Annotated in this window: 17 protein-coding genes; 13 read left to right on the forward strand and 4 right to left on the reverse strand. The window is 33.9% G+C overall.

What is annotated here, in order from left to right:
* Positions 1-344: 344 nt before the first annotated feature.
* On the forward strand, positions 345-1,052 hold the full coding sequence (locus tag OPR37_RS01045) for a pyridoxine 5'-phosphate synthase (RefSeq protein ID WP_019236674.1): 708 nt from the start codon (positions 345-347) through the stop codon (positions 1,050-1,052).
* A 1-nt stretch (position 1,053) separates the two neighbouring features.
* Here OPR37_RS01045 and OPR37_RS01050 read toward each other — a convergent pair whose 3' ends face one another.
* The 3 genes from OPR37_RS01050 to rplM form a co-directional block, all read right to left on the reverse strand.
* On the reverse strand, positions 1,054-1,356 hold the full coding sequence (locus OPR37_RS01050; protein ID WP_019236673.1) for an HU family DNA-binding protein: 303 nt from the start codon (positions 1,354-1,356) through the stop codon (positions 1,054-1,056).
* 145 nt (positions 1,357-1,501) lie between these two features.
* Positions 1,502-1,903, reverse strand: a complete 402-nt coding sequence (gene rpsI, locus OPR37_RS01055) for a 30S ribosomal protein S9 (RefSeq protein WP_406848667.1) — start codon at positions 1,901-1,903, stop codon at positions 1,502-1,504.
* Positions 1,904-1,950: 47 nt separating this feature from the next.
* On the reverse strand, positions 1,951-2,409 hold the full coding sequence (gene rplM, locus OPR37_RS01060) for a 50S ribosomal protein L13 (protein WP_006014941.1): 459 nt from the start codon (positions 2,407-2,409) through the stop codon (positions 1,951-1,953).
* Positions 2,410-2,525: 116 nt separating this feature from the next.
* On the opposite strand from rplM, the gene OPR37_RS01065 reads away from it, so the two are divergent.
* The 4 genes from OPR37_RS01065 (at position 2,526) to OPR37_RS01080 (ending at position 5,846) form a co-directional block, all read left to right on the forward strand.
* Positions 2,526-3,776: a TolC family protein gene (locus tag OPR37_RS01065; protein WP_019236672.1), complete on the forward strand. Its 1,251-nt coding sequence runs from the start codon at positions 2,526-2,528 to the stop codon at positions 3,774-3,776.
* A 10-nt stretch (positions 3,777-3,786) separates the two neighbouring features.
* The gene (locus tag OPR37_RS01070) at positions 3,787-4,302 is read left to right on the forward strand and encodes a PopZ family protein (protein ID WP_007302034.1); all 516 of its coding nucleotides are present in this window, start codon (positions 3,787-3,789) and stop codon (positions 4,300-4,302) included.
* Between the two features lie 75 nt (positions 4,303-4,377).
* A complete protein-coding gene (locus OPR37_RS01075; RefSeq protein WP_007302033.1) occupies positions 4,378-4,956 on the forward strand; it encodes an RlmE family RNA methyltransferase in 579 nt (192 codons plus the stop codon).
* Between the two features lie 170 nt (positions 4,957-5,126).
* Positions 5,127-5,846: an ankyrin repeat domain-containing protein gene (locus OPR37_RS01080; RefSeq protein ID WP_264684944.1), complete on the forward strand. Its 720-nt coding sequence runs from the start codon at positions 5,127-5,129 to the stop codon at positions 5,844-5,846.
* Positions 5,847-6,403: 557 nt separating this feature from the next.
* On the opposite strand, the gene OPR37_RS01085 is transcribed toward OPR37_RS01080, so the two are convergent.
* Complete coding sequence (locus tag OPR37_RS01085; protein WP_264684945.1) at positions 6,404-7,981, reverse strand: lysine--tRNA ligase; 1,578 nt, start codon at positions 7,979-7,981, stop codon at positions 6,404-6,406.
* Between the two features lie 64 nt (positions 7,982-8,045).
* Between OPR37_RS01085 and OPR37_RS01090 the strand changes: the two genes are divergently transcribed.
* The 8 genes from OPR37_RS01090 to rsmD all read left to right on the forward strand — a co-directional run bounded on the left by OPR37_RS01090 (position 8,046) and on the right by rsmD (position 23,215).
* Positions 8,046-8,342 carry a type IV secretion system protein VirB3 gene (locus tag OPR37_RS01090; RefSeq protein ID WP_006015054.1) on the forward strand — a complete coding sequence of 99 codons (297 nt, stop codon included), beginning with the start codon at positions 8,046-8,048 and terminating at the stop codon, positions 8,340-8,342.
* Between the two features lie 9 nt (positions 8,343-8,351).
* The gene (locus OPR37_RS01095) at positions 8,352-10,757 is read left to right on the forward strand and encodes a VirB4 family type IV secretion/conjugal transfer ATPase (RefSeq protein ID WP_007302030.1); all 2,406 of its coding nucleotides are present in this window, start codon (positions 8,352-8,354) and stop codon (positions 10,755-10,757) included.
* Positions 10,750-13,326, forward strand: a complete 2,577-nt coding sequence (locus OPR37_RS01100; protein ID WP_264684946.1) for a TrbL/VirB6 family protein — start codon at positions 10,750-10,752, stop codon at positions 13,324-13,326. Before OPR37_RS01095 ends, OPR37_RS01100 begins: the two co-directional genes overlap by 8 nt.
* A 17-nt stretch (positions 13,327-13,343) precedes the next feature.
* A complete protein-coding gene (locus OPR37_RS01105) occupies positions 13,344-15,716 on the forward strand; it encodes a TrbL/VirB6 family protein (protein ID WP_052264801.1) in 2,373 nt (790 codons plus the stop codon).
* Positions 15,713-18,613, forward strand: coding sequence for a TrbL/VirB6 family protein (locus tag OPR37_RS01110; protein WP_264684947.1), 2,901 nt, complete (start codon positions 15,713-15,715; stop codon positions 18,611-18,613). The genes OPR37_RS01105 and OPR37_RS01110 overlap by 4 nt, the downstream gene beginning before the upstream one ends.
* A gap of 81 nt (positions 18,614-18,694) precedes the next feature.
* Positions 18,695-21,949: a TrbL/VirB6 family protein gene (locus tag OPR37_RS01115; RefSeq protein WP_214303239.1), complete on the forward strand. Its 3,255-nt coding sequence runs from the start codon at positions 18,695-18,697 to the stop codon at positions 21,947-21,949.
* The gene (locus tag OPR37_RS01120) at positions 21,933-22,562 is read left to right on the forward strand and encodes a WD_0853 family protein (RefSeq protein ID WP_012481862.1); all 630 of its coding nucleotides are present in this window, start codon (positions 21,933-21,935) and stop codon (positions 22,560-22,562) included. Before OPR37_RS01115 ends, OPR37_RS01120 begins: the two co-directional genes overlap by 17 nt.
* 104 nt (positions 22,563-22,666) lie before the next feature.
* On the forward strand, positions 22,667-23,215 hold the full coding sequence (gene rsmD, locus OPR37_RS01125) for a 16S rRNA (guanine(966)-N(2))-methyltransferase RsmD (protein WP_019236665.1): 549 nt from the start codon (positions 22,667-22,669) through the stop codon (positions 23,213-23,215).
* The last annotated feature ends 21 nt before the right edge of the window (positions 23,216-23,236 follow it).

Below are 23,236 nucleotides of genomic sequence, written 5' to 3' on the forward strand. Positions count from 1 at the left end.
TTACATAATCACTCCACTTATTAATTTCAATCCTAAATCTAAAATTTTTTAGATGCGAAAAATTTTCCCCGTTTACTATAACTTGATTATGAGAAAAAATCTTATTTGGATTACCACGAGTAGTTCTATAAACTAGATTAACTGTAAAAAAGGGCAAGTGTATGCAAATTTATTACTTCTCTTTCCACTTCCACAATCAAACAATTTTGAATGTTTCTTATTTGACTTGCCAACAATGAGAATTGGTATAACTGCTAGCTCCGTCTTTCAGCTATGGCATTAAACAATGACATGCATAAGATCTAATAATATGTATAATTTATAAATAATTTTTGAGGTAAATTGTGAAATTGGGCGTTAATATTGATCACGTTGCAACCCTTCGCAACGCACGTGGAGCTTCTTATCCAGATCCATTAAAAGCAGCAAAAATAGCTATTGATGCTGGAGCAGATTTTATCACCGTACACTTACGAGAAGACAGAAGGCATATCAGAGATGAGGATGTATTCAATCTAAAACAAAACATTAGCACTGAGTTAAATCTTGAAATCGCAGCTACGGAAGAAATGCTCAAAATAGCAAAAGAAGTAAAACCCTATTCGATTTGTATAGTACCAGAAAAAAGAGAAGAATTAACAACCGAAGGTGGCCTGAATATCGTGAATATGCACAGTAAACTTTCTGGTATAATAGAGGAAATGCATAGCTTTGACATAAAAGTCTCACTGTTTATCGATCCAAATATTAATCAACTAAAATATCTTGAGAAGCTAGAAAGAAAGCCTGACATAATAGAAATTCACACAGGGGATTACTGTGATAATCCATCAGAAGAAAAATTAAAACTTATTACTAACTCTGCAGAATACATTAATAAGCTAGGAGTAGAATGCCACGCAGGGCATGGCATAAATTATAAACATGCTAAAAGAATAAAAGAAATACCTCACATCTCAGCTCTTAATATAGGCCATTCTTTAATCAGCGAGGCTATATTTCATGGCTTACATAGTGTAACTAAAAAGATGAAAATGACAATATCTAAGTAGCTTATACTTTCTCTTTGGTATTTAAAGTACTTGAAAGAGCTTGACTTGCTTTAAACCTTACTCTTTTCTTTTCAGGAACGGTCATAATCTCACCATTTTGAGGATTACGGCATTGTCTTTCCTTACTTATAGCAGTAGAGAATGTCCCTATTCCATGCAAACGTATTTCACCTTTACGATTTAGATCGTTCTTGATTGTTTCCATAAAAATATCATGAAGCTTACCCAAACTAGCTTTTGTTATATCTATACCTTGACTAGAGCACTCTTGACTCAGTTGGTTTACTATATCTTCTTTACTCATAAATTACCTTAATATTGAAAAATTACATAAACAGCATATTATGCTAATACCAATAGTCAACTAAATTCGTCATAAAAAGAGAAAATGTCATAAAACCTTGTAAGAACTTGTATAATATTTACAAAAAAATACCATTATGAAACAATTATCTCTTAGAAAACTGACATTTTTTCCGAGCTTTATGTTGACCATATTTCTTACGCTCAACAACACGTGAATCTCTAGTTAGGAATCCACCCTTACGTAATATAGAGTGTAGATCTTGACTTATACTACTTAAAGCTCTGCTTATTCCATGAGCTAAGGCACCTGCTTGGCCAGATAGTCCTCCACCTTTTACAGTTGCAAACACATCATACCTATCTAACATAGAAGTTACTATGAATGGCGCTTTAATCATTTGACACACTGATTCTCTTTTAAAATAAGAAATTAAATCATCTTTTTTATTAACACTAAATTTTCCACTTCCTGGCTTTATCCATACTCTTGCTACAGATTCTTTCCTTCGACCTGTGGCATATGAACGACCAAGTGAGTCAACCATTGCCTTTTTTGGCTGATCATTATTATTTATTTTCACTTTTTACTCCATTATTTCTTATTTTTACGATTTAAAGAGGCAAAATCTATTTTTTCAGGTTGCTGTCCTTGATGCTTATGTTCTGAACCAGAATAAACATACAAATTTTCAAACCGTCTACGTGCCATAGGACCATCATCAAGCATTCTTTTTACTGCCATTTTTATCACACGCTCAGGGAATTTACCATTTAAAATATTATCTGGAGTAGTTTTCTTTAAACCACCAGAATAACCTGTATGCCTATAGTAGATTTTATCTTTAAGTTTCTTTCCGGTAAAATGTACCTTTTCTGCATTAACAATAATTACATTATCTCCACAATCCATATGAGGTGTGTATTCAGGCTTATGCTTTCCACGCAATAGCGCTGCTACAAACGCTGCAAGCCTTCCTACTACTAATCCTTCTGCATCTATAACAAGCCATTTTTTATCGACTTGTTTCTCTTTTAAGAAAAAAGTTTTCATATATCAATACATAACAGTAGATTATGATACACTGAGTTGCTTGATAGTGTCAACAACATTAGTTACAACATTAGTTATTGATTATTAAAGTAATTTATGCTAATAACTTAAACAACATGCTAGAAAGCAAAATGTTTCGATTGATTATTATACTTATAATTGCTTTTGGTACTATAGGTTGCTATGCAATCGATTTGGAAGAAGCCATAAGCAAAGCTATCAAAAACAGCTCAAAAATAAAGTCTCAGTTTTACCAATATAAGAGTGCTGAAAAACAGCTGAAATCTTCTGGATTGGCTGGATTTTTACCTGACATTAATTTACAATATAATTTCGATAGTAATTTTAATATTATTAACGATCGACAAAACTCTGGAAAGCGTCTAACATTAAGCCAAAGAATAATAGACGGTGGGGGCACTTTTGCTACATTTAGCCGATCAAGTCATCTTCTTAAAGCAGCAAAAATTAGATTTCAGCAGTCAAAGCAAGAAGTTGCACTCAGCGCTGTGAAAGCATATGTTAATGTTTTACAAAAGGCAGAAATATTAAAACTGAGAGAACATAAAGAACGTGTTTCTTTAGAACATTTGTCAGCTATGAAAAAACGCTTTTCTCTTGGAGAAGTTACTAATGCTGAGGTTTTATTCGCAAAAGCAAAATTTTCATCTTCTATATCCAAAAGAGTTGATGCTGAAGGTGAATTAAAGCTCGCTAATATTGCTTACTATCATTTAATTGGTGAAGATGCTGATAATCTTCACGAGACTAATGGTAAACTACCTTCTATACCAGAATTAAATGAATGTTTACAATTAGCAAAAACTAATAACTTGTCCCTAAAAGCAGCAGTTTATCAAAAAAGAGCAGCCGGAATGGAAGTGATCGCTGAAACTTCCAAGTGGCTTCCTTCTTTGAATCTAAGCGCAAGTAAAAATTTTGGAAAGGACAATATAAAATTGGACACGTTACTAGAAAATGTGAATGTTGTCTTTACTCTTGATATTCCGATCTTTAAAAGAGGAGTTAATGTTTTTGGTGTTAGTAGAGCTAAAATGGATGCAAAACAATCCACTTACGATTATTACGAAGCAGTAAAAAATATAGAACAAGCAGTTATAAATGCTTGGAATAACGTGCTGACAGCAAAAGCTATTATTAAAGCAAGTCAAGAAGCAGAAAAAGCAGCAGCTTTAGCATTGGAAGGAGTTGCGCAAGAAGTAAACTTAAATTTAAAGAGCACAATTGATCTTTTGGATACTGAAGATGAACTATTTAAAGCACGTTCCGATCTAATTCAGGCAAAAAGCAATTATGTAATTAGTGTTTACAACTTGCTTTTTATGATAAATAGTATAAACCTTTAAATTTAATGGTATGAGCGATAATCAATCTGTAAAAGATATACTAGAAGATATAAAAAAAGCTATATCGGGTAAAAATCCAAGTGGTGATAGAGCAGAAATAATAGATGAAGATGATGACGTATTATGCCTTGAAGAGGAGTATCCAGAAGACATCGAAGAAAAAGAAAATAGTGAAGAAGAGAATAATTGCCAAAGTGAGAAAATGAATAACCAATTTAATAGTTACAACTCAGAAGAGAAAAATTTGTATGATAATATCCAAATGAGTAATAACAAAGTGAGCTATCAAGAACAAAGTAACGAGCATTTAGTTTTAAAAGAAAATATGGAGGAAATTAAAACATTGCTTGAAAAGATGCAAAGCGAACTACGGCATAAACAACAAAAAAGAGCGGATCTTACTGTTGAAGAATTAGTTGTATCTCTTTTAAAACCTCAGCTTTCAGAGTGGCTGAATAAGTATCTACATGCATTGGTAAAAGAAGTAGTTGAAAAAGAGCTCAAAGATATAATCAATAATAAGTAGGTTATTAGTATAAAGACCAGAGTAAAAACAGCTAGAGGTAGAAAGTTATCTTCAACAAGATGGCTACATCGCCATTTGAATGATCAGTATGTGCAAAAAACCAATAAGGACGGTTATAGATCGCGCTCGGCATATAAGTTAATAGAAATAGACGATAAATTTAAACTACTCCAACAAGGGCAAAAAATTATTGATCTTGGCGCTTTTCCTGGTGGATGGTCACAAGTTGCATCTAAGAAAGGAGCGAGTGTGATTGCTGTTGACATAAAACCAATAAACGCAATTAGTGGAGTAGAGTGTATACAGTGTGATATTATCAGCGAACTTGAAATTTTAAGAGAAAAATTCAAGGATCACAAATTTGATGTAATTTTATCTGATATGGCACCAGAATCTTGCGGTTTAAAATCGTTAGATCATATCAGAATTATGCTTTTATGCGAAGCAGCGCTCAATTTTGCAAAGCATTTTTTGAATCATGATGGCAAATTTGTAGTAAAAATTTTTCAAGGAGAGTCTGATAAAGATTTCTGCAATGAGCTAAAAAAAATGTTTAAAACAGTAAGATACTTCAAACCAAAGTCAAGTAGATCTGAATCTACAGAAATGTATTTAGTAAGTTTAGGCTTTATTGGTGGCAACTATTCTGTATAGCAGGTACTTACAGAAATGTTGACGAATCTTATCCTATTAAACTGAAGATTAATAACGCTCGCACAAAAGCCCCTTTTTCTTGTTTAAATATTTATGATAATTAATTAAACTCTTGACTTTATTGCTTAAGTATATGATAATTAAAGTATATTATTATAGGAGAATTTTATATGTGTTTAGCATTGTTGAAAAAGATATTAAGTACAGTAAATCGTGAAAATGATTTGAATGGTAATAACATAGTTGAAAAAATAAAAGAGCGAATAGAAAAAAGAGACTCATCTACTTATGAAGAATGGAGGAAAGAAAGTTTTGATATAAATTATAAATTTAGTGTTTATGATTATTATGACAAAAAAGGATTAACATTATTAAATGTAGCATGTCTATATAATCAAAAAAATGTAGTAAAAGCTCTATTAGAAGTAAAAGGTATAAATGTTGATTTTCAAGATGGATCTGGAAAAACTCCTTTGTATATAGCTGTTGATAAAGGTCATCACAAGATAGTAAGAGCTCTATTAGAAGCCGGTGCTAATCCTTTAGTAAAAAGTCGTTGTAACAAAAATTTGGCAGAAATATTTACTAAAAAAGCAATTGGGAAAGCAGTAGACTTGGGTGCTCATATATTTATTATTGCATCTTGTATAGCTGCTATAGTAGTTACTTATGCATATTTTTTTGGTGTGTCATTATCAGTAGGTGCTATGGCTGGGATAGCTGTGGCTGCTGCTGTACTCACAGGACTTGTTGCTGGTGGTATTACGTATGAAGTGTATAAGCCTTGTGATGAGTTAAAGGACGCTATTGCAAAAGAAATATCAAAGCTTAGTCAGAATAGTGCAGTGGACGATAGTAAGCCTGATTGTAATCCTGGACACGCTTACTGACACCAATAAAAGGTGTTATAAATAATGTAAAAAGTTTTTGCGCTATTTAAGGAAGAAGTCTCTTCTTCCTTTTTTTCCAATTTTTTATTTAGCAAGGTATCTAGATACCTTGCTTAACACCAAAACAGAATTAAGGTTTAAACATCCTAGGTGTATTAACATTCATTTTGAAGACAGCAAATGGTGTCATCCCAGCGCCCTCTTTCTTGTTATTCCAGTACTGGGATTCAGAAAACTGACCAGGTTGGTCACGCGCTGGCTCTCTAAAATTACTTTAGCTACAAATATTAAGAAATTTACTAAATAAAAAAAGACAAAAGAATCCCCGTATAGCGAGTTTTAATAATGTAAATTGATAATGTGCTAACAAGCGCGATTTGGCTGAATGTAGAAAAAATAAAAAAAGCTGCTATAATTTTATGTAATTTGCCAATAAACACCTGAATTTTGTCGTTGAGCCCAAAAACAAGGATAAATACCTTTATTAGTATAATAAGGAAAGTGGGAAGGTTTGTCAAGTAATAAAACTAGAGGGCTCAAATGAAAGAAGGTAAACTCTAAAGTGTACGTTCAGTAGCACTTTCTATAAGAGAGATTGTATTATCTATCCCATAAAGCTTTATAAAAGATCCCATTCTTGGACCAGTTTTTTGGCCAAGCAGCGTTTCATACAGCAACTGAAACCAATCACGTAAGTTGCTGTAATTGTGCTTTTTTCCAATGGAAAAGACCTGAGATTGAATCTCTTCAGCAGTGGCGGTAATAGGCAAGGAATGTAGGTTATTCTTTAAATCTAGCAACGCTTCTTTCTCTTTTTCGTTTGAGGTTTTATATGCTTTTATTGGCTTGATAAAGTCATAATAATACCTAACTGCAAAATCTGAAAGCCTATCTAGCATTTTGTTGCTTTCTGGTGTAACGTTTGGTGCATAAGTTGATATAAAACCCCAAAGAATCTCTTTATTTTCAGCATTACAAGCTGCTGCCAGGTTTAAAAGTAAAGAAAAATTTATGCCTGAAGTTTCTACGTTTGGAACTTTACCCTGGTGGATGTGCCATACAGGGCTATTTACATCCTTTTCTTTACTTTCATTATAACGTTTAGCAAACTCTAAATATTCATCAGTTGATTTTGGTATCACATCAAAATATAAACGTTTAGCTTTTTTAGGACTCTGAAAGATGTATAGCGCTAAACTCTCTGTTGGCGCGTAAGTTAGCCACTCCTCAATTGAAATACCATTTCCTTTTGATTTTGATATCTTCTTTCCTTCTTTATCAAGAAAGAACTCATAGCAAAACAGAAGCGGTGGCTTTTCTCCAAGTATTTTACATATTTGACTTGAAAGCACAGCAGATGGTGTTAAATCTTTTCCATGAGCTTCATAATTGACTCCAAATGCAGCCCACCTCATCCCCCAATCAGGTTTCCATTGCAGTTTACATTTTCCTTTTGTCACTGGAACTTCTATTTTTCCCCCGTTTCGGTCTTCATACGTGATTGTTCCTTTATCTGTATTTGTTTCAATTACTGGAACTTGTAAAACTTGGGAAGTTTTTGGGCATATCGGCAAGAATGGACTGTAAGTCTGCTGCCTTTCTTCCCGAAATGATGGAAGCATTACGTCCATCACTTTATCATAATTTTTCAGCAGGAGTAAAAGTTTTTCATCGTAAACGCCAGATTTATAACACTCTGTTGCACTCCTAAATTCGTATTCAAATCCAAACAAATCAAGAAATTTACACAACAACGAATTCATGTGATGACCATAACTCTCATGAGTGCCAAATGGGTCAGGTATCATGGTTAATGGCTTGTTCAGATTCTCTCTTAGCATTTCCTGATTTGGTACATTATCTGGTATTTTTCGCAAACCATCCATATCGTCGGAAACTGCAATGATTTTGGTTTTTATACTAGGAGCTATTTTTTTTAGAGCGTTTGCAATAACTGTGGTACGAAAAACTTCCCCAAAAGTACCAATATGTGGTAAACCCGAGGGACCATAACCAGTCTCAAATATTATCTCTTTTTTATTAGGGAACTCTTGTAGTATTTTTTCTGCTTCTTGAAATGGCCAGCTTATAATCATTGAATTTAAATTAATTATCTTACCTAAAGTGCTATTCATTTCAATAGATTTTTAATTAATGATGTAGTATTAGTGTTAGAGCTCTTATTAGAAGGTTAAAGATATGTCTACTGGCAGCATACAAACGAATCAATTATTTAAAGGTCTTACAAGACCTGCAATGCTCTTTGGTGTGAGTTATATGTTTGCAATATTAAACGTTCTAATTTGCATGCTAATTTTCATTAATACAAATGATCTTAGAGTAATTCTCCTGATGTTACCAGGTATACATGGACTTGGCTATATAGCTTCTGCAAAGGAACCGTTGTTTATTGAGTTATTTATGGTAAAGTTGGGAAAATGTTCCAAATGTTTAAATCGGTTTTATCATGGAGCCAATTCTTATGACATTACTTGATGTTATGCAATGTTGAGATTTAGAGCTATTCAATCAAAGAATAAATCTATTCTAAGTAGAGAGGTTCACGCTGCCGAATTTATACCTTATTCTTGCTATTGGAATAGTACAACCTTGATAACAAAGCAGAATTGGTTAGTTAAATTTATAAAATTAAATGGCTTTGCGTTTGAAACGGCCGATGATGAAGACTTGGTGATACAAAATAATATCAGAAATCAGATGCTAAGAAGCATTTCATCTCCAGCATTTAGTTTGTACTTTCATACCATCAGACGTAAGAAAAATATTTTTTCTGATGAATTTGCAAATCAGAGTTTACCAAATTTTTTTGCTAACCATGTAAATCTAAAATGGAGAGAAAAACACGCAACTAGGCAATCTTTTATTAATGATTTATACATTACGATTATTCGTAGGGCAGATACAAAGGGAGTAGAATTTTTATCACATCTACTGAAAAAATTTGGGCATGTAACTTCAAAACATGCTTGGGAAAGTGATATGCGTGATACCTATGAAGATTTAGAGGAAACGACAAATCGTATAGTAACAAGCCTTAGGAATTATTCGCCTAAAGTCCTTGGAGTAAAAGAAACTCCAAACGGACTGTTTTGTGAAATAATGGAGTTTCTGTCTAGAGTTGTAAATTGTGGCTTTGTTACAAATACGCTTTTTCCACTAAAAACTGAAATATCAAGATACTTACCAGTTCATAGGTTATTTTTTGGCCATAAGATGATACAGGTTGTGACTCATAATGAAAGTAAATATGCTGGAATAGTTAGTATCAAAGAATATGGAAATAATACTTCCGCAGGAATGCTTGATTCTTTTTTACAACTTCCTTATGAATTTATTATCACGCAGTCTTTTCAATTTACAAATAGGCAAATGGCAATTGCGAAAATGCAGATACAGCAAAATCGTATGATACAATCTGCAGATAAAGCTATTTCTCAAATAGCAGAAATTTCTCATGCGCTTGATGATGCAATGAGTGGTAAAATTGCGTTTGGTGAACACCATTTAACTATCTTATGTATAGAAAAAAGCCCTAAATCATTGGACAATGCTTTATCATTGGTTGAATCGGAGCTTTCTAATTGTGGTGTTTATCCTGTTCGTGAGAGGGTTAATTTAGAACCAGCATTTTGGGCGCAAATTCCTGGTAATTTTGATTATATAGTAAGAAAAGGTACAATAAGTAGTCTTAATTTGGCCGGTTTTGCATCTCAACATAATTATCCTACTGGTAAAAAATTCAATAACCACTGGGGAGATGCTGTTACAGTTTTTGATACAACATCTGGCACTCCATTTTTCTTCAACTTTCATATAAGGGATGTTGGACATACTATGATAATTGGGCCAACAGGTGCTGGCAAAACTGTTTTAATGAATTTTTTATGTGCTCAAGCAATGAAATTTTCTCCAAGAATATTCTTTTTTGATAAAGATCGCGGTGCAGAAATTTTTTTAAGAGCACTTGGTGGTATCTATACTATAATAGAACCAAGAACTAAGACAAATTTTAATCCTCTGCAACTTGACGATACTCCTGATAATAAAACATTTTTGATGGAATGGATAAAATCTTTAATTTTAGTGTACAACGATAAATTCACTTCAGAAGATATTGCTAGAATTAATGATGCAATTGAGGGAAATTTTAAATTAAAAAAAGAAGACAGATTTTTGAGAAATCTTGTACCATTTTTAGGACTTGCGGGCCCTGATACTCTAGCTGGAGCAATATCTATGTGGCATGATGATGGCTCTCATTCTGCAATATTTGACAATAAAGAAGATTTGCTAGATTTTTCAAAAGCAAGAGTGTTTGGCTTTGAAATGGCTAGCTTGCTAAAAGATCCTGTTGCTCTTGGGCCGGTCTTGATTTATTTGTTTCATAGGATTAGTATATCGCTTGATGGCACTCCATCCATTATTGTTCTTGATGAAGCATGGGCGTTAATAGATAATCCAGTTTTTGCACCTAAGATAAAAGACTGGTTGAAAGTGCTGAGAAAGTTAAATGCTTTTGTGGTTTTTGCTACTCAGAGTGTTGAAGATGCAAGTAAAAGTGCTATTAGTGATACGCTTGTACAGCAGACAGCAACACAAATTTTTTTGCCAAATCTGAAAGCTACTAGTGTCTATCGAGATGTTTTTATGTTAACTGAACGTGAGTACATACTGATCAAACACACAGATCCAAGTACTAGATTCTTTTTAGTAAAGCAGGGAGTTAATGCTGTAGTAGCTAGAATAGATCTGAAAGATTTGGATGATGTGGTCAACGTGTTATCTGGACGTGCGGAAAGTGTTCTATTGTTATATGATATACTGAAAGAAGTCGGAGATGATCCAAAGATGTGGTTGCCTGTGTTTTATCAAAAGGTGAAAAATGTTTAAAACTAAACTGTCATTACTGTTAGTTGCGATATTTTTGTTAAATATAGATTTTTTGCTCTCGTATCCAGTGTTTGCAGATACAGTAAGTGGTACTGACAAAACGGAATTTGTTAGCAGATTTAATTCTACTGGCAGCTTTAGTCGTGCTTCTAATCCTGACTGTAAGGCGTTTGAAACAGCTGCAGCAGTTGCTGGGATAGCAATTGCTATTGGTGCAATATTTACTGGTATTGTTTTGATTGTCTCTTCTGCTGGTTTATTTACTGCTCTTGTTATCGTTGGAATGATAGCTGCAATTGTTGGGGTTTGGAAGGCGATAGGAGGACTTGTTGTTTGTGAGCATAGTTTTGTTAAACACCCAGTTGCACGTGATCATGATGGAAAGTATAAAGATTTCGAATTCTCAAAATCAGAATACTCAAAATATTCAGATTGCACAAATAAGAATTATCAAAAGGAAGATGAATATTTTAAATGTTTTGATGGGGCAAATGGATCAATAGAAGTAGGTAGAAAAATAGAGAAGGGCATTTTAAACTCCATACCTGACCAAAATACTGGTGGTTATTACTGGCCAAAAAACGGTGTGCAATACAGTGAATATATAGAAGTATGCCATAGAAATCCTTTAACATTTAGCAGATTGTTTTGGTTAGATACATCAATAAAAGCAGACTTTGATGTTAGAGAGAAGGACACTGGATATGAAGGTGGGTCATGGTCTCCAAAAGTTGATGGTGATCTGGAATGTAAAGTTCTTAAAGCAGGACAAAGCGAAACCATACATGGGTCAACATTCAAGGCAGTAAAAAAAATGGACAGATTGTGTGTGGAGCTGGCAAGTGTGAGAATGCTTGGTATCAAAATGACTCCTTGGCCGCAAGGGGTTGATATGGGATGCACAGAATTGCCACCTGACCCACTTGCTCCTATGTGTGAAAAATCTGTGATGATATTCAAAAATAAAGATGGTACAGGTAAATATGAGGAAGATCTTAATGATTCTAAAAATAAGGACAAAGATTACAAAACTATTATAAGGGAAAAGAAAGGAGAGGGAAAAATTTTTGTAGGTTATAATAATGCCAGTTGTTTTAGCCAGTATGTCTCTGAAGCTTGCTACAATCAAGCGGGAAGTAAGTCATTATCTCCTATTCCTATAACTTCTATGATAGTGCAATGTATTAAGGAGTCGTTAGATAATTTAGTGGCAGGTATTGATTCAAGTGGTAACTTACTTACAGACAAAAATGGACATGCTAAGGGTAGTTTTTTGTCTGTAGCACAAAAAAGACTGAAGAACACTGTTACTGCTATCTTAATTTTAGCTTTGATATTGTTCTCTATAAAAGTTATGTCTGGTGGAGTGCGTAGTCCGCAAGAAATGTACATGTTGATCATTAAATTCGCTTTAGTGATTTACTTTACGACAGGTAGCACTATGTCTCATTATTACGGGGAATTAACAAAACTTTCGAACGGCTTATCAGAAATAGTGCTTAAAGCTTCATCTGAGAGTAAAAATATATGTAATTATGAGGCAGGTAAAGATTATGAATACGATCGTGCAGGGCAGAAGGTATCCTACAGTTATCTTGCACCTTGGGATAGGCTTGATTGCAGAATTTTATTTTATTTAGGTGCCCCTTTAGATGGAATTGGTGGCAAAATTGGTACTGGAGGTGTTGCAACGTTAGCGGTCTTGCTTGGCGCTGCTCCTGTCTTGTTAGTTGCAGGTTCGGTGATTGGTATTATTTTCGCTGGTGGACAAATTTTAGTAGCTCTTGTCTGTATATTTATGGCCATTTTGATGATGATGGTTATTTTATGGATGTGCTATGTATTTATCTTATCTTTAGTTGCGCTTAGTGTAATTATCATCTTATCGCCTTTATTCATTCCTATGGTTTTGTTTCAACATACTAAAGGATATTTTGATGGTTGGCTAAAAGAGTTAATTACCTACAGTTTATACCCAGTTATCCTCTTTGCATTTCTATCTTTTATGTTCATAGCATGTGATAAAATCTATTTTAAAAATTTAAATTTTAAACTGGACGAGTCATATAAAAATGAACAACCAGACAAGTCATATGAAAAGAAACAAGCAGAAATCTCATATAGTAAGAAAAAACAGTGGTTTAAATTGAAAGATGGGGAATGTGATAAAAATGAAACTACTCTCGCATGTATGATGCAAAATTATAGCTTTAAAAAGAGCAGCATACTTGGTCTATTCGACTTTAGATACATGGAGTTTGGCAGCTCTCTAATCGGAGAATTATTAAAATTGTGTTTAGTATTATTCCTCTTTTACCACTTTTTAAACGTTCTTCCCGGCATGGCTGCTGAGCTTGCTGGTAATCACAGAGCAGCACTTGGTTCAGGTAGCACTCCTGCACAAATGGTGAATAAAGCTTTATCTGCTGCCAAAGCTGCTGCTGGAGGTGCTGGTCAAGTTGCTGCTGCGGCTGTAAATAAGGCAAGAGGGGCTATTGGAGGAGGTGGAGATGATAATAAGGGATCGGGATCTTCCTCTAGTGAATCTATAAAATCAGGTGGAGAGTGAGCGCAGGTGAGTAACAGATGTTTGAACATTTGAGCAACCAAAATTTGGTTAAGCTATGCATAAGTTTTGTGATACTCTTTTTATTATCTGGGTGCGGGTGTATTAAGCCAGAAGATTCATCAGGCTTGCGTGAGAAATTGGATATAGTGTCAACAGAGCAGAAATGGGTTGATTCTGGAGTCTATATTTCGGATAAAATAAAAGTAACAGAGATTAATATAGTACCTAATAAGGTTAATTTTTGTTCGCAATATAAAGATTTTGCAATTGAACCTGGAGTAAGAAACGTTACATTACCGTTTGCGCTTAAAGCTGGCGATGCGATAAGCTTTAGTGTTGTTGGAAGTAAAATGTGTAAAAACAATAATGGCATGGTCACCTGCAAAAAAATTGACGAAAATTGCAGTGAAGGGGAAAAGGAGTATTTTTCACATGTTTTAAATCAAGAGAAGTGTCAAGGTGAAATATGTCCTAATAAATATGAAATAGGCAATGCACAATGGTTAAATGGAAAAGAGTACTGGTCTTCAGAATTAGATCAAAGTGAAAGAGAGGAAATTAGAAATGTCATCGACTCTATAAAACAGCAAGGGGAAAATGTAGACTGTAGCAAGCTTTCAGAGAGCAGTGCAAGTAAGATAGATACGCGCATTTTAAATTTACTCTGTGGACGTATATGTAAATTTTCTTTCGGCAGCGGAGAAAAAGGTTGCGTATATATTGAATACAATAGTATAGAAGGTGAGATATTCAATACTTTAAATTCTAGAGGTGAATCTGTTATTGCTGAAATTATTGATAACGTATTAAAGGAAAAACGGGTAAAAACTGACATTACACTATTACGTGTTCACATGGATAATGAGGAATTTGAACACATTCCAGGAGGCGGTATATGTATTAACTGTGATCATAAGATAGATCGTAACCATCCAAAACCAGAGTTAACTTTTAGTTTAGGTGATGGTAAGGGCAAGGGTGGTTTCAATATAAGAGTAACGAAGAACCATAGTCTAAAAAACAACTTATATATACATGTTTCTGATAAGTTTCCTGAGCACAATCCTGGTGAAATTCTGGGGGATATACCTGTGGATATCAGTGAAGTTCATAATACTGAGTATATGGAAAGATTAAAAGAAAAGCTAAAAGACAAGAGTGGCACTATATATTACGGAATAAGAGATCATGGCTGTGATTATAAGAAAAATGAGGGTCAGTTTAGTATTAATCTTACAACTAAAGAGCCACCTGTAAGAACTTTTAGTGCGATATATAATTTTTTTGATGAAAAAGTAAAAACTGCATTTTTCGGTTCTAGCTACAAAGACACTAACGCGATTCACTCTGATACTAGCCCTGTGAAGTCTCTTTATCAAAGTTTTGTAGCATCAAATAGAACAAATACCATCAGATCTACAATAGTGTCGTTATTAGTATTATATATAGTTTTATACACCCTTTATTACTTTTTTGGATTGTCTCATGCTTCTATATATGAATTTTTAATTATATGTGTAAAGATAGGAGTTATTACCCAATTGCTGAACGATAACAGTTGGAGTTTTTTTTATAACAATGCATTTTCTATTTTTGTTAATGCTCCAAAACAGTTAATAGAAATAGCAAATTTCAGAGGTACAACATCAAATGTTTTTGAATTTCTTGATTTACCGCTCAATAGGTTTTTATCAGCACACTCAGTGTTACTAATAGTATCTCTTATATTCTCCGGTCCTTTGGGTATTGTATCGTTTTGCTTGGTGATTTGGGGTTTGATAACAGTGAGCTTATCGATGTTTAACGCCTTATTTTCTTTTATCACATCTATAGCAATAGTTGCATTATTGCTTTCCTTGGCGCCTCTTTTTATTATTTGCCTTCTATTTGGATATACTAGACAGATGTTTCACAATTGGGTCAAAAATTTAGCAAGATTTGCAATTCATCCGGTAGTGCTTTTAATTTTTATATCATTAATAAGCCAGGTTATGGATTATATTGTGTATTCGGTCTTTAATTTTGAGGTCTGTCCTACATGTATACTTAATCTTAACTTAAAGATTTTTAATCCTTGTATTATTTATGGTTATGCTTCCAAACATGCACCTAATATCACCGCTATGATGGCTTTTGTGATTTTGGGACATGCTATGAAAGCTTTAGTTGAGGCATCTTCAACAATATCTGATTCGTTGTTTGGTGTTTATGTGGCAAGCGAACCAGGAAGGCAATATCAGCAAAGCTTAATGGGAACAGTAGGTTTAGATGAACAAAGTATCCAAAGAAGAGCAGGTCAGCAATCTGGTACACCAAGTCGAAGACCTCAAATACCACAATCAGCTCAAAGATCAGCACCTAAAATACCGACAAACACAGGAAATCAATGATGAGCAGAAAATCATTATTATTGATACTATGTCTTGTAATTACTGGCTGCACAATGGATTGTGTTGAACCTGGGCTGCAGAGCAGAAATACTAGTGTCAGTATAGATGTTCCAGTTCGTGAAGCTGGCGAAGGAGTTAAAATTCATTGGGTTGATTCTGGTCAAGTAATTAGCAAGGATGAGAAAATCAAATTTACTCTTGGTGGGTCAGTAAATTTTTGTCCTCTTAAAGAAGGGAAAAATCCAAAGAGAGTACTTGTGCCCGCTGTATTTTGTGCTAATGATTTAATACCAAATTACAGTAATAAGTTAACTGATAATGCTAGTCTTGATGAACGAGAAATATGTGGGGATATAGGCTTTGGAAATAATGAATTCTATAGCAATAGACGTTATGTAGATACTGGAATTAAAGCAAATCCTGGTGATAAGTTAAGCTTTAGCTTAGTTCCCAGAGAGATAACGATTGATTATGACAATCCACAAGGAAAAGGTATCAGTTTTGATGATAATTGCTATAGAACTGAAAAAGGGGATGAAAAAGATAGAGCTACAATAAGAGACATGCTAAACGGAGGAAAGTTCTTTTGTGGAGAAAGTGGTAAAAGAACTGTAGTAGAATTTCCGCCGCTGAATAAAGAAGAAATGAATAAAAGAAGAGTGCTAGTTGGCAATGGCTACACTCCATATGATAATAAGGTACATTTTAATAAGGATTATATTCAAAATTCATGGATAAATGGTGCGTTGTTAGATCTACGACGAACTAAAATAGGACTGAATGAATTATGTAATGGGAAAAGGTGTGATTTTAATGAGCTGAACAAATACAGTTCTTATGAACTTAATTGTTACTATCAGAATATATGTTACAACGCAAAAGGTATAGGGGAGAATTGCGTCTCTTCTATAAGGTATGAGAAGTATGATAAAGGAAATACATGTGACATGTATTCTCACCTTAAACGTATTGAGGATGAACTAAAAAAGATTGAAGAAAATAAGAGGGATTCTAAGCAGATTGACATTAATTTAATATCAAATTCTAAATTAAACTTCAAAGAGGACAGAGGAGATATTTCTTGGGCCGAAGCTCTTGTTGCAAAAATTGGCGATTTTGATGATCAGGATACTGCTAAAGGTATTCAATGTTTTCCAAATGAGAAAGGTGCGAAAGGAGATAATGTATGTTCACAGATTAATTATAAATTTGAAGATTACTCTCTGAGATTAAATCATGATTATAAAATAAAAGGTATAACACCTGGTAGTAGTGTGATGCTTGCTATAGCAAGTAATGGCAACTACCAACTTCATAGAGGTGGATATCATGTTGAAGTAACTAGATCATGTAACTTTGATGGTGGTAAAAAATTGTATGTGTACTTAGGTGATAATCCGCCAAGGGATCCATCTGCTCGAAAGACTAATGATTTCAAAAAAGTAAAGAGGTTGGATAAAATAACAGAGGATAATGTAGACTATTACATAATAGATGGAAGTCATTTGGTAAATGAAGAGTCTAAGAAAATATATTTTGGTATTAATGTAGAAAACGTAGAGAAAGATGATATTACGGACAAAGATAGCAAATATTATGAAGATAACAAATACACAGTAAATTTATTTTTAAAAAGAAAAATAAACGATTTTATTTCATCAACTGTAAACAAGATTTTTGATTTCATAACAGACGGGAGTGAAGACGGAATTAAAATTCCATATGAAGGATATAGAAAGGGGCTTCTACAAGGAATAAGAGCTTTGCTTATTCTATACGTTATATTTACTGTTGTTGGCTATATGCTTGGAACAATACAATTAAGTAAATTCGATTTTATTATAAGAATATTCAAAATAGCATTTATAGCTTTTGCTTTTAGTGATAGAAGTTGGGAATTCTTTGGTACAACTTTGTCTGGGCTTTTTGTTGAGGGTAGCATTTATTTAGTTGATAGTTTTTCTGGCTATATAGGAGAAGGAGGTAAAAAATTTGCATTCTTAGATTTAACAGCCGGAGTATTATTTACAGGAGAAACATGGCTGAAATTTTTATCTTTAATGCTATCAGGACCTTTTGGCTTTATTGCATTTTTGGCAATACTTTATGCTACTTTTGTGTTTTTAAGATGCATTATTAGTGCTACGTTTAAGTATGTAATATCTACTGTTTTAGTGGCATTTTTATTGTCATTGGCACCTTTATTTATCGTATTTATTCTATTTCAACAAACTAAAACATTATTTGATAATTGGATAAAAACGCTGGCTCATGTTTCATTGCAACCAGTCATTTTATTTTCATCCTTGTCTCTTTTAAACCAGTTAATGTATTCAGTTCTATACAACCTCACAAATTTTTCTGCATGCTATCAATGCTTAATTAGTGTAAATTTTTTATCGTATGATCTGTGTCTTATGAAATCAATATTACCTCTTGGGTATAGTCCTGGTACTAGTGTTGATGTTGCGCTCAGTACTGGAGAAAGGGCTGGTGGGCACTTTGCAGCATTACCTATAGATCTAATCCAGGCATTTATATATCTCATCATTGCTAGTGCAATGGAAGCTTTTGTTTCTATATCAGAAACTATGGCGCAGGCGTTGTTCAGCTCTGGTTATGGAGTTGCTCAAAGTGTTAGTCATATTTCTAGGAGCGCATCACAAGCTATGCTGTCAACTGTTGGCCTTGATGATAGAACCCAAAATATGATACATAACATCAAGCAGGGAATGAGTAAAGATCGTAGCAAAATTGAAGCTAAATTGCCTGATACACCAAAGCAAGCAGATGAAAAAGGGAGTTCTGGCAAAGAAATGAGCAAATCTGAAACACTAAGCCAGCCAGATAAGCAAAAGGATTCTGATAAAACAAAAGGACAAGTCAAGGAAGATTGATGAGATATATGGAGTAACTAATTAAAAAGATATTTGAAGTAAGGTTTTAGAAATTTATTCTGTATTGGAAAAAGTTTAGGTATGCAATCACGCTTAGGCAAATGTTGGTTTAGGTTATTAATTTTGGTAATCTGTGTTCTGGTTACAGGTTGTAGTAAGAATGATATGCCTTTTCCAAGATGTATATCTGCTGATTATTTTGGTCCTGAACCCATTGCAATTGGTGCTCATTTTCCAATCGGTCATGATGCGTTTTTTCCAGAAGGTGAAAGTGGAGAACCTATTGATCCTGAAACCGGAGAAATCAATTATGGTTTTCACCCTAATCAAGTAGTGAAGTGGAAGGATACCGGCCTTGAAACCAATGGAGATAGTTTAGTAGTACGAGTAAATGGTGCATGGACATCTTGGAGCAATAGTAATAAGAAGAAATCTCAAAGTAGTTATAGTTTGGAAAGTTTGGAGCAGTTAAAATATGCAACCAAATTTGAAAGAGGGAAAGGTGACAACAGTCTGCCTGACTTTCACTTAGTTTGTAATGATTATAAACCTAGCATACAAAAATTTTCAAGTAAGCCTAAAGAAAGTTGCACTGTAAAGTGCAAGTGCATTAATGAAGATGATAGCGCAAATACAGTATCACGTGGTGCTCCATGTTGGTTTACTAACGGCCATGGTGCTTATCTTTTATTTAAAAGGCCTAGCGATTCTAGTCCTAACGAAAATTTAAAATCCATGCGTAACCCTGAGTCTCCTACTGTACATCTAGGTTACAATTCCGTAGCGGAAGATGGAAGTGGGCTTTTTACTTTAGACAGAGATAACACCACATTACAGGACAGGAGTTGTAATACGGTGAGGTTAGAAAAAGGATGGAAAATATATGTAAAGATATTAGATAGATATTATCTAGATAATGCAGGTGGCTACTCTTTTGAATTTTTGAGCGGAGTGCAGAAACCAAGTAACTTTGGATTTTTTGATTACATTTATAACTATCTAAAATGTGTATTATTGATTAACGAAAATTGTAAAAAGCATTTTGATAGCAATGATCCTGCAGCTGCACAGGCGATGTTCGAAAATATAGCTGAAAAAAGTACGAGCTTTCACAATTTTGTTCTTTCCTTGCTTGTTCTATTTATAGTGATTTCATCGCTTCTTTATCTTTTTGGAATGATAAGAGAAACTAAGCATGATATGCTCATCAGAATGATGAAAATCACTCTAGTAATAGTGCTTATATCTCCTGGAAGTTTTAGATTTTTCTATGATCATTTTCTTGTTTTATTTGTTAAAGGTCTTGAACAATTGATAAGCATAATTACTAATTTTGCTCCCAACATGAACACCGGAGGTAATTCAAACGTTGCTCAAGGAAATGAAGCTAAATTGTTTAGCTTCATGGAGGATATGTTTAATAAGTTTTTTGCTTACTCTGTTTGGAAAAAGTTTGCAGCATTTTTACATTATCAAATGTGGGCAAGTCTCCTTATGATACCGGCAATTTTTATAGGGATTGTCTTATATTTCCTGCTGTGTATGTATGCTTACATAATATTCCTTTCTGGTTTTATGGGTATAGCTTTTCTTGTAGCTATAATGCCGCTATTCCTAATCTCTATTTTATTTTCACCACTGAAAAGTCTATTTGAGGGTTGGATAAAATTCTGTATTAGTTTCTGTTTGCAATCAATTATGATATTTACCCTGCTGTCATTACTTGCTGCGATGATAATGAATACCTTTTATAAACAGTTAGGCTTTACTGTGTGCTATAATAAATGGCTTGAAATAAAGTTATGTGCTCCAAAATGGGTATTTGGTGGTTTTTGTATAATTGATAAAGAATACTTTAGCTGGACTCCAGGGCAAATTTTTGTACCTTATGCTATTGGAGAGGCTTCTACATTGAACGTAGATAAGAATATAGAAGGTATAGAAAAACTAAGCAGAATAGGTGGTACAGTAAAGTTTACTGGTGGCGCTGGATATATCCCTCTTCCACCAGATTACATTAATAAAGGTTTTCGTTATATAGATTATCCTTTCTTTAATCCAATTCCTGGAACTAAAGATAATCCAGCAGACCACTATATTGCGGAAAGTGATATGATAGTTAGTAATGGCTGTAGTGCAAAAGATCTAGTACGCTTAACAAATAGTTTATCTCATGCATCAGAGAGGGCTGACATTATATTACTGATCAACAATATAGAGAAAAGGATAGGTGATGTTAGTGAAATAATAAAACGCTACTGTCAAGATATAAATAAATGCAATAGTTATAGGGAAATAATTAATGAAATAAGATCTTTAGTGCGGAGTGCGATAAAAAAACAAGGTTGTAGAATACTGAAACTTCATGATTTATATAAGGATCCCAACAGTGAATACTGTCAGAAATGTAAAGATTGTGAGGATTGCAAAAATTATAAAGAAAATAGTGATTACCAAAGGGTGCAAGACATACAGAGAGGTTATTTAATCAACGCAGGAGAGATCTTTGTATTGTTCTTGCTTTCGTTTTTGATGTTTTCTTTGAAGGAGTTTGTACAACAGATGGGCTCAAGCATTGCCGGTGGTGGGTTTGGTGTTTACAATATATCTAGTATGTATCAAGCATCACCTGTGACTGGTTTAATGCAGGGATTAAAACAACAGATGCAAGATAAAATTGGTGGAGGGCTAGAGTCTTTAGGTAATTGGGCTACTCATGTACCGGACAGATTAGCTGGAGGTACAGCTAATTTGCTAGGTAGAATACCAGGAGTTGGGGGTGTGCTGAAATATGCTATTAATGTGCCACGTAAGCTTGTAGGTGCTACTATTGAAGCAACAAAATTTGCAACATCACCTAAAAATGATGTTGATAAGCTTGAGGAAAAAATCTACAGGGCGTTTGGAATTGATAAAGAAGATATTGCACATAGAAGAATTGATAAATATTTAGAATATTATAAAGGATATGTAGGATCACATTTGGGCTATACAATAGAAGATGCTATGAAGTTTACTTGGGAACATGGTCTCGACTCTATAGGAATTAACCCTGCTACAGGAGAAAAGGATGGTTACCAGCATAATCTACTCTATAGAGCAAAAACATATAGACGGGAATTTCTTGAGAAGCTTCATGACTACACTATTGGCCGCAAGAGAGAACCAGAAGAAGATGAATCATCAAAAGAAAATAAGCCTAATCAATCAAATCGAAAATTAGGTACGGAACCAGAAACCCTAAAAAACACTACAGAAGCTATACGTGCCGGAGAAGATAGAGAGCGTCAAGATAATGAAAGGAATGAGAACATAGAGAATGATGAAGAATCGTAATTTCAAAGGGCTAAGTTATTATGGTCTTCAGCAAGACGAAGATGGTAATATCAAGTTAAACGATTACAATGATGTTTTAAATGCGCGCAGAGCGAGGGTAGATTTGTTACTAGATAGCACTAAGCAAGGTGATGTTAGTCTTTCAAAGCTAAATAAAGCTCTGAATGAGAGACTTATAGATGATAAAGGGCTATCGTCAGAATTTGACAAAGAAGACAAAGAAATTGCACAGAAGGAGCTTAAGATGTTCTCTATTTTAGACGATCTTGATAATCTTGCAAACATTGAAAGTGAAGATCTATTAGAGGTTAGTTTGTTACTATCAGATCTTAGTTTTATAGAGAGAAATATTGTGTTGAATGCCGATCAGAGTTCTGATCTAATAGGGTTCAAAAATCTATTTATAGAAAAAAAAGCATCTGGTGAGGAATATAGTGATGAAGAGTATCACAATTTCCTCGATAGTATAGAGAAAATCAATACTTTAATTAAGTTAGAGTTAGAAAGTAGAATTGAAGGGATGGGTCATGATGAAAAAAACAACCATGATGATTTACAAGACGAGATTGGTCGTGCAATCAGTATAGAGAATAAATCAAAGAAAAGCGATTGATCTTGCGTTCCTCCACAAGCAACCTTCTTTCTATTAGACTGCTGAAGCTATGTTGACATTAAATGTGTATTATAAATAATTAGTTAACTTCGAACTTGTTTTATATGTTACGTGTTATTGCGGGTAAATATCGTGGAAGAAAAATAACTACAGGCAAGAATTTAGCTGCACGGCCCACTATGAGTAGTGTCCGAGAAGCAATATTTAGTATACTTTCTTCAAGAAAACCTATTTATAACCTAAATGTACTTGATTTATTCTGCGGAAGTGGCTCTTTTTCATTTGAAGCACTTTCTCGAGGTGCTAAACATGCATTCATGGTAGATTCAGATTATTACAATTTGCAACTGCCTAAAAAAACAGCAGAAGATTTTGGAATTACGAACGATATCACGTTAATTTGTTGCAATGCTAACGGATTACCAAGACCTATTTCAAAGTGCGATATAGTTTTTATGGACCCACCTTATAATATCAATCTGGTTAACTCAACTTTAGACGAGTTAGCTCACTCAGGCTGGTTAAATGATGATGCGTTAATAATTCTAGAAATGAGGAAAAATGAAGGTTTTGAGTGCAATAAAAACTTCAATATAATTGTGGAGCGTACCTACGGTATTGCAAAAATAATTTTTCTTTCTTCACTCACTTGAATTTCTTTTGTAAACATCTAT

It is taken from the genome of Wolbachia endosymbiont (group B) of Lycaena phlaeas (genome assembly GCF_947251875.1).
In the GTDB taxonomy this organism is placed as follows: domain Bacteria; phylum Pseudomonadota; class Alphaproteobacteria; order Rickettsiales; family Anaplasmataceae; genus Wolbachia.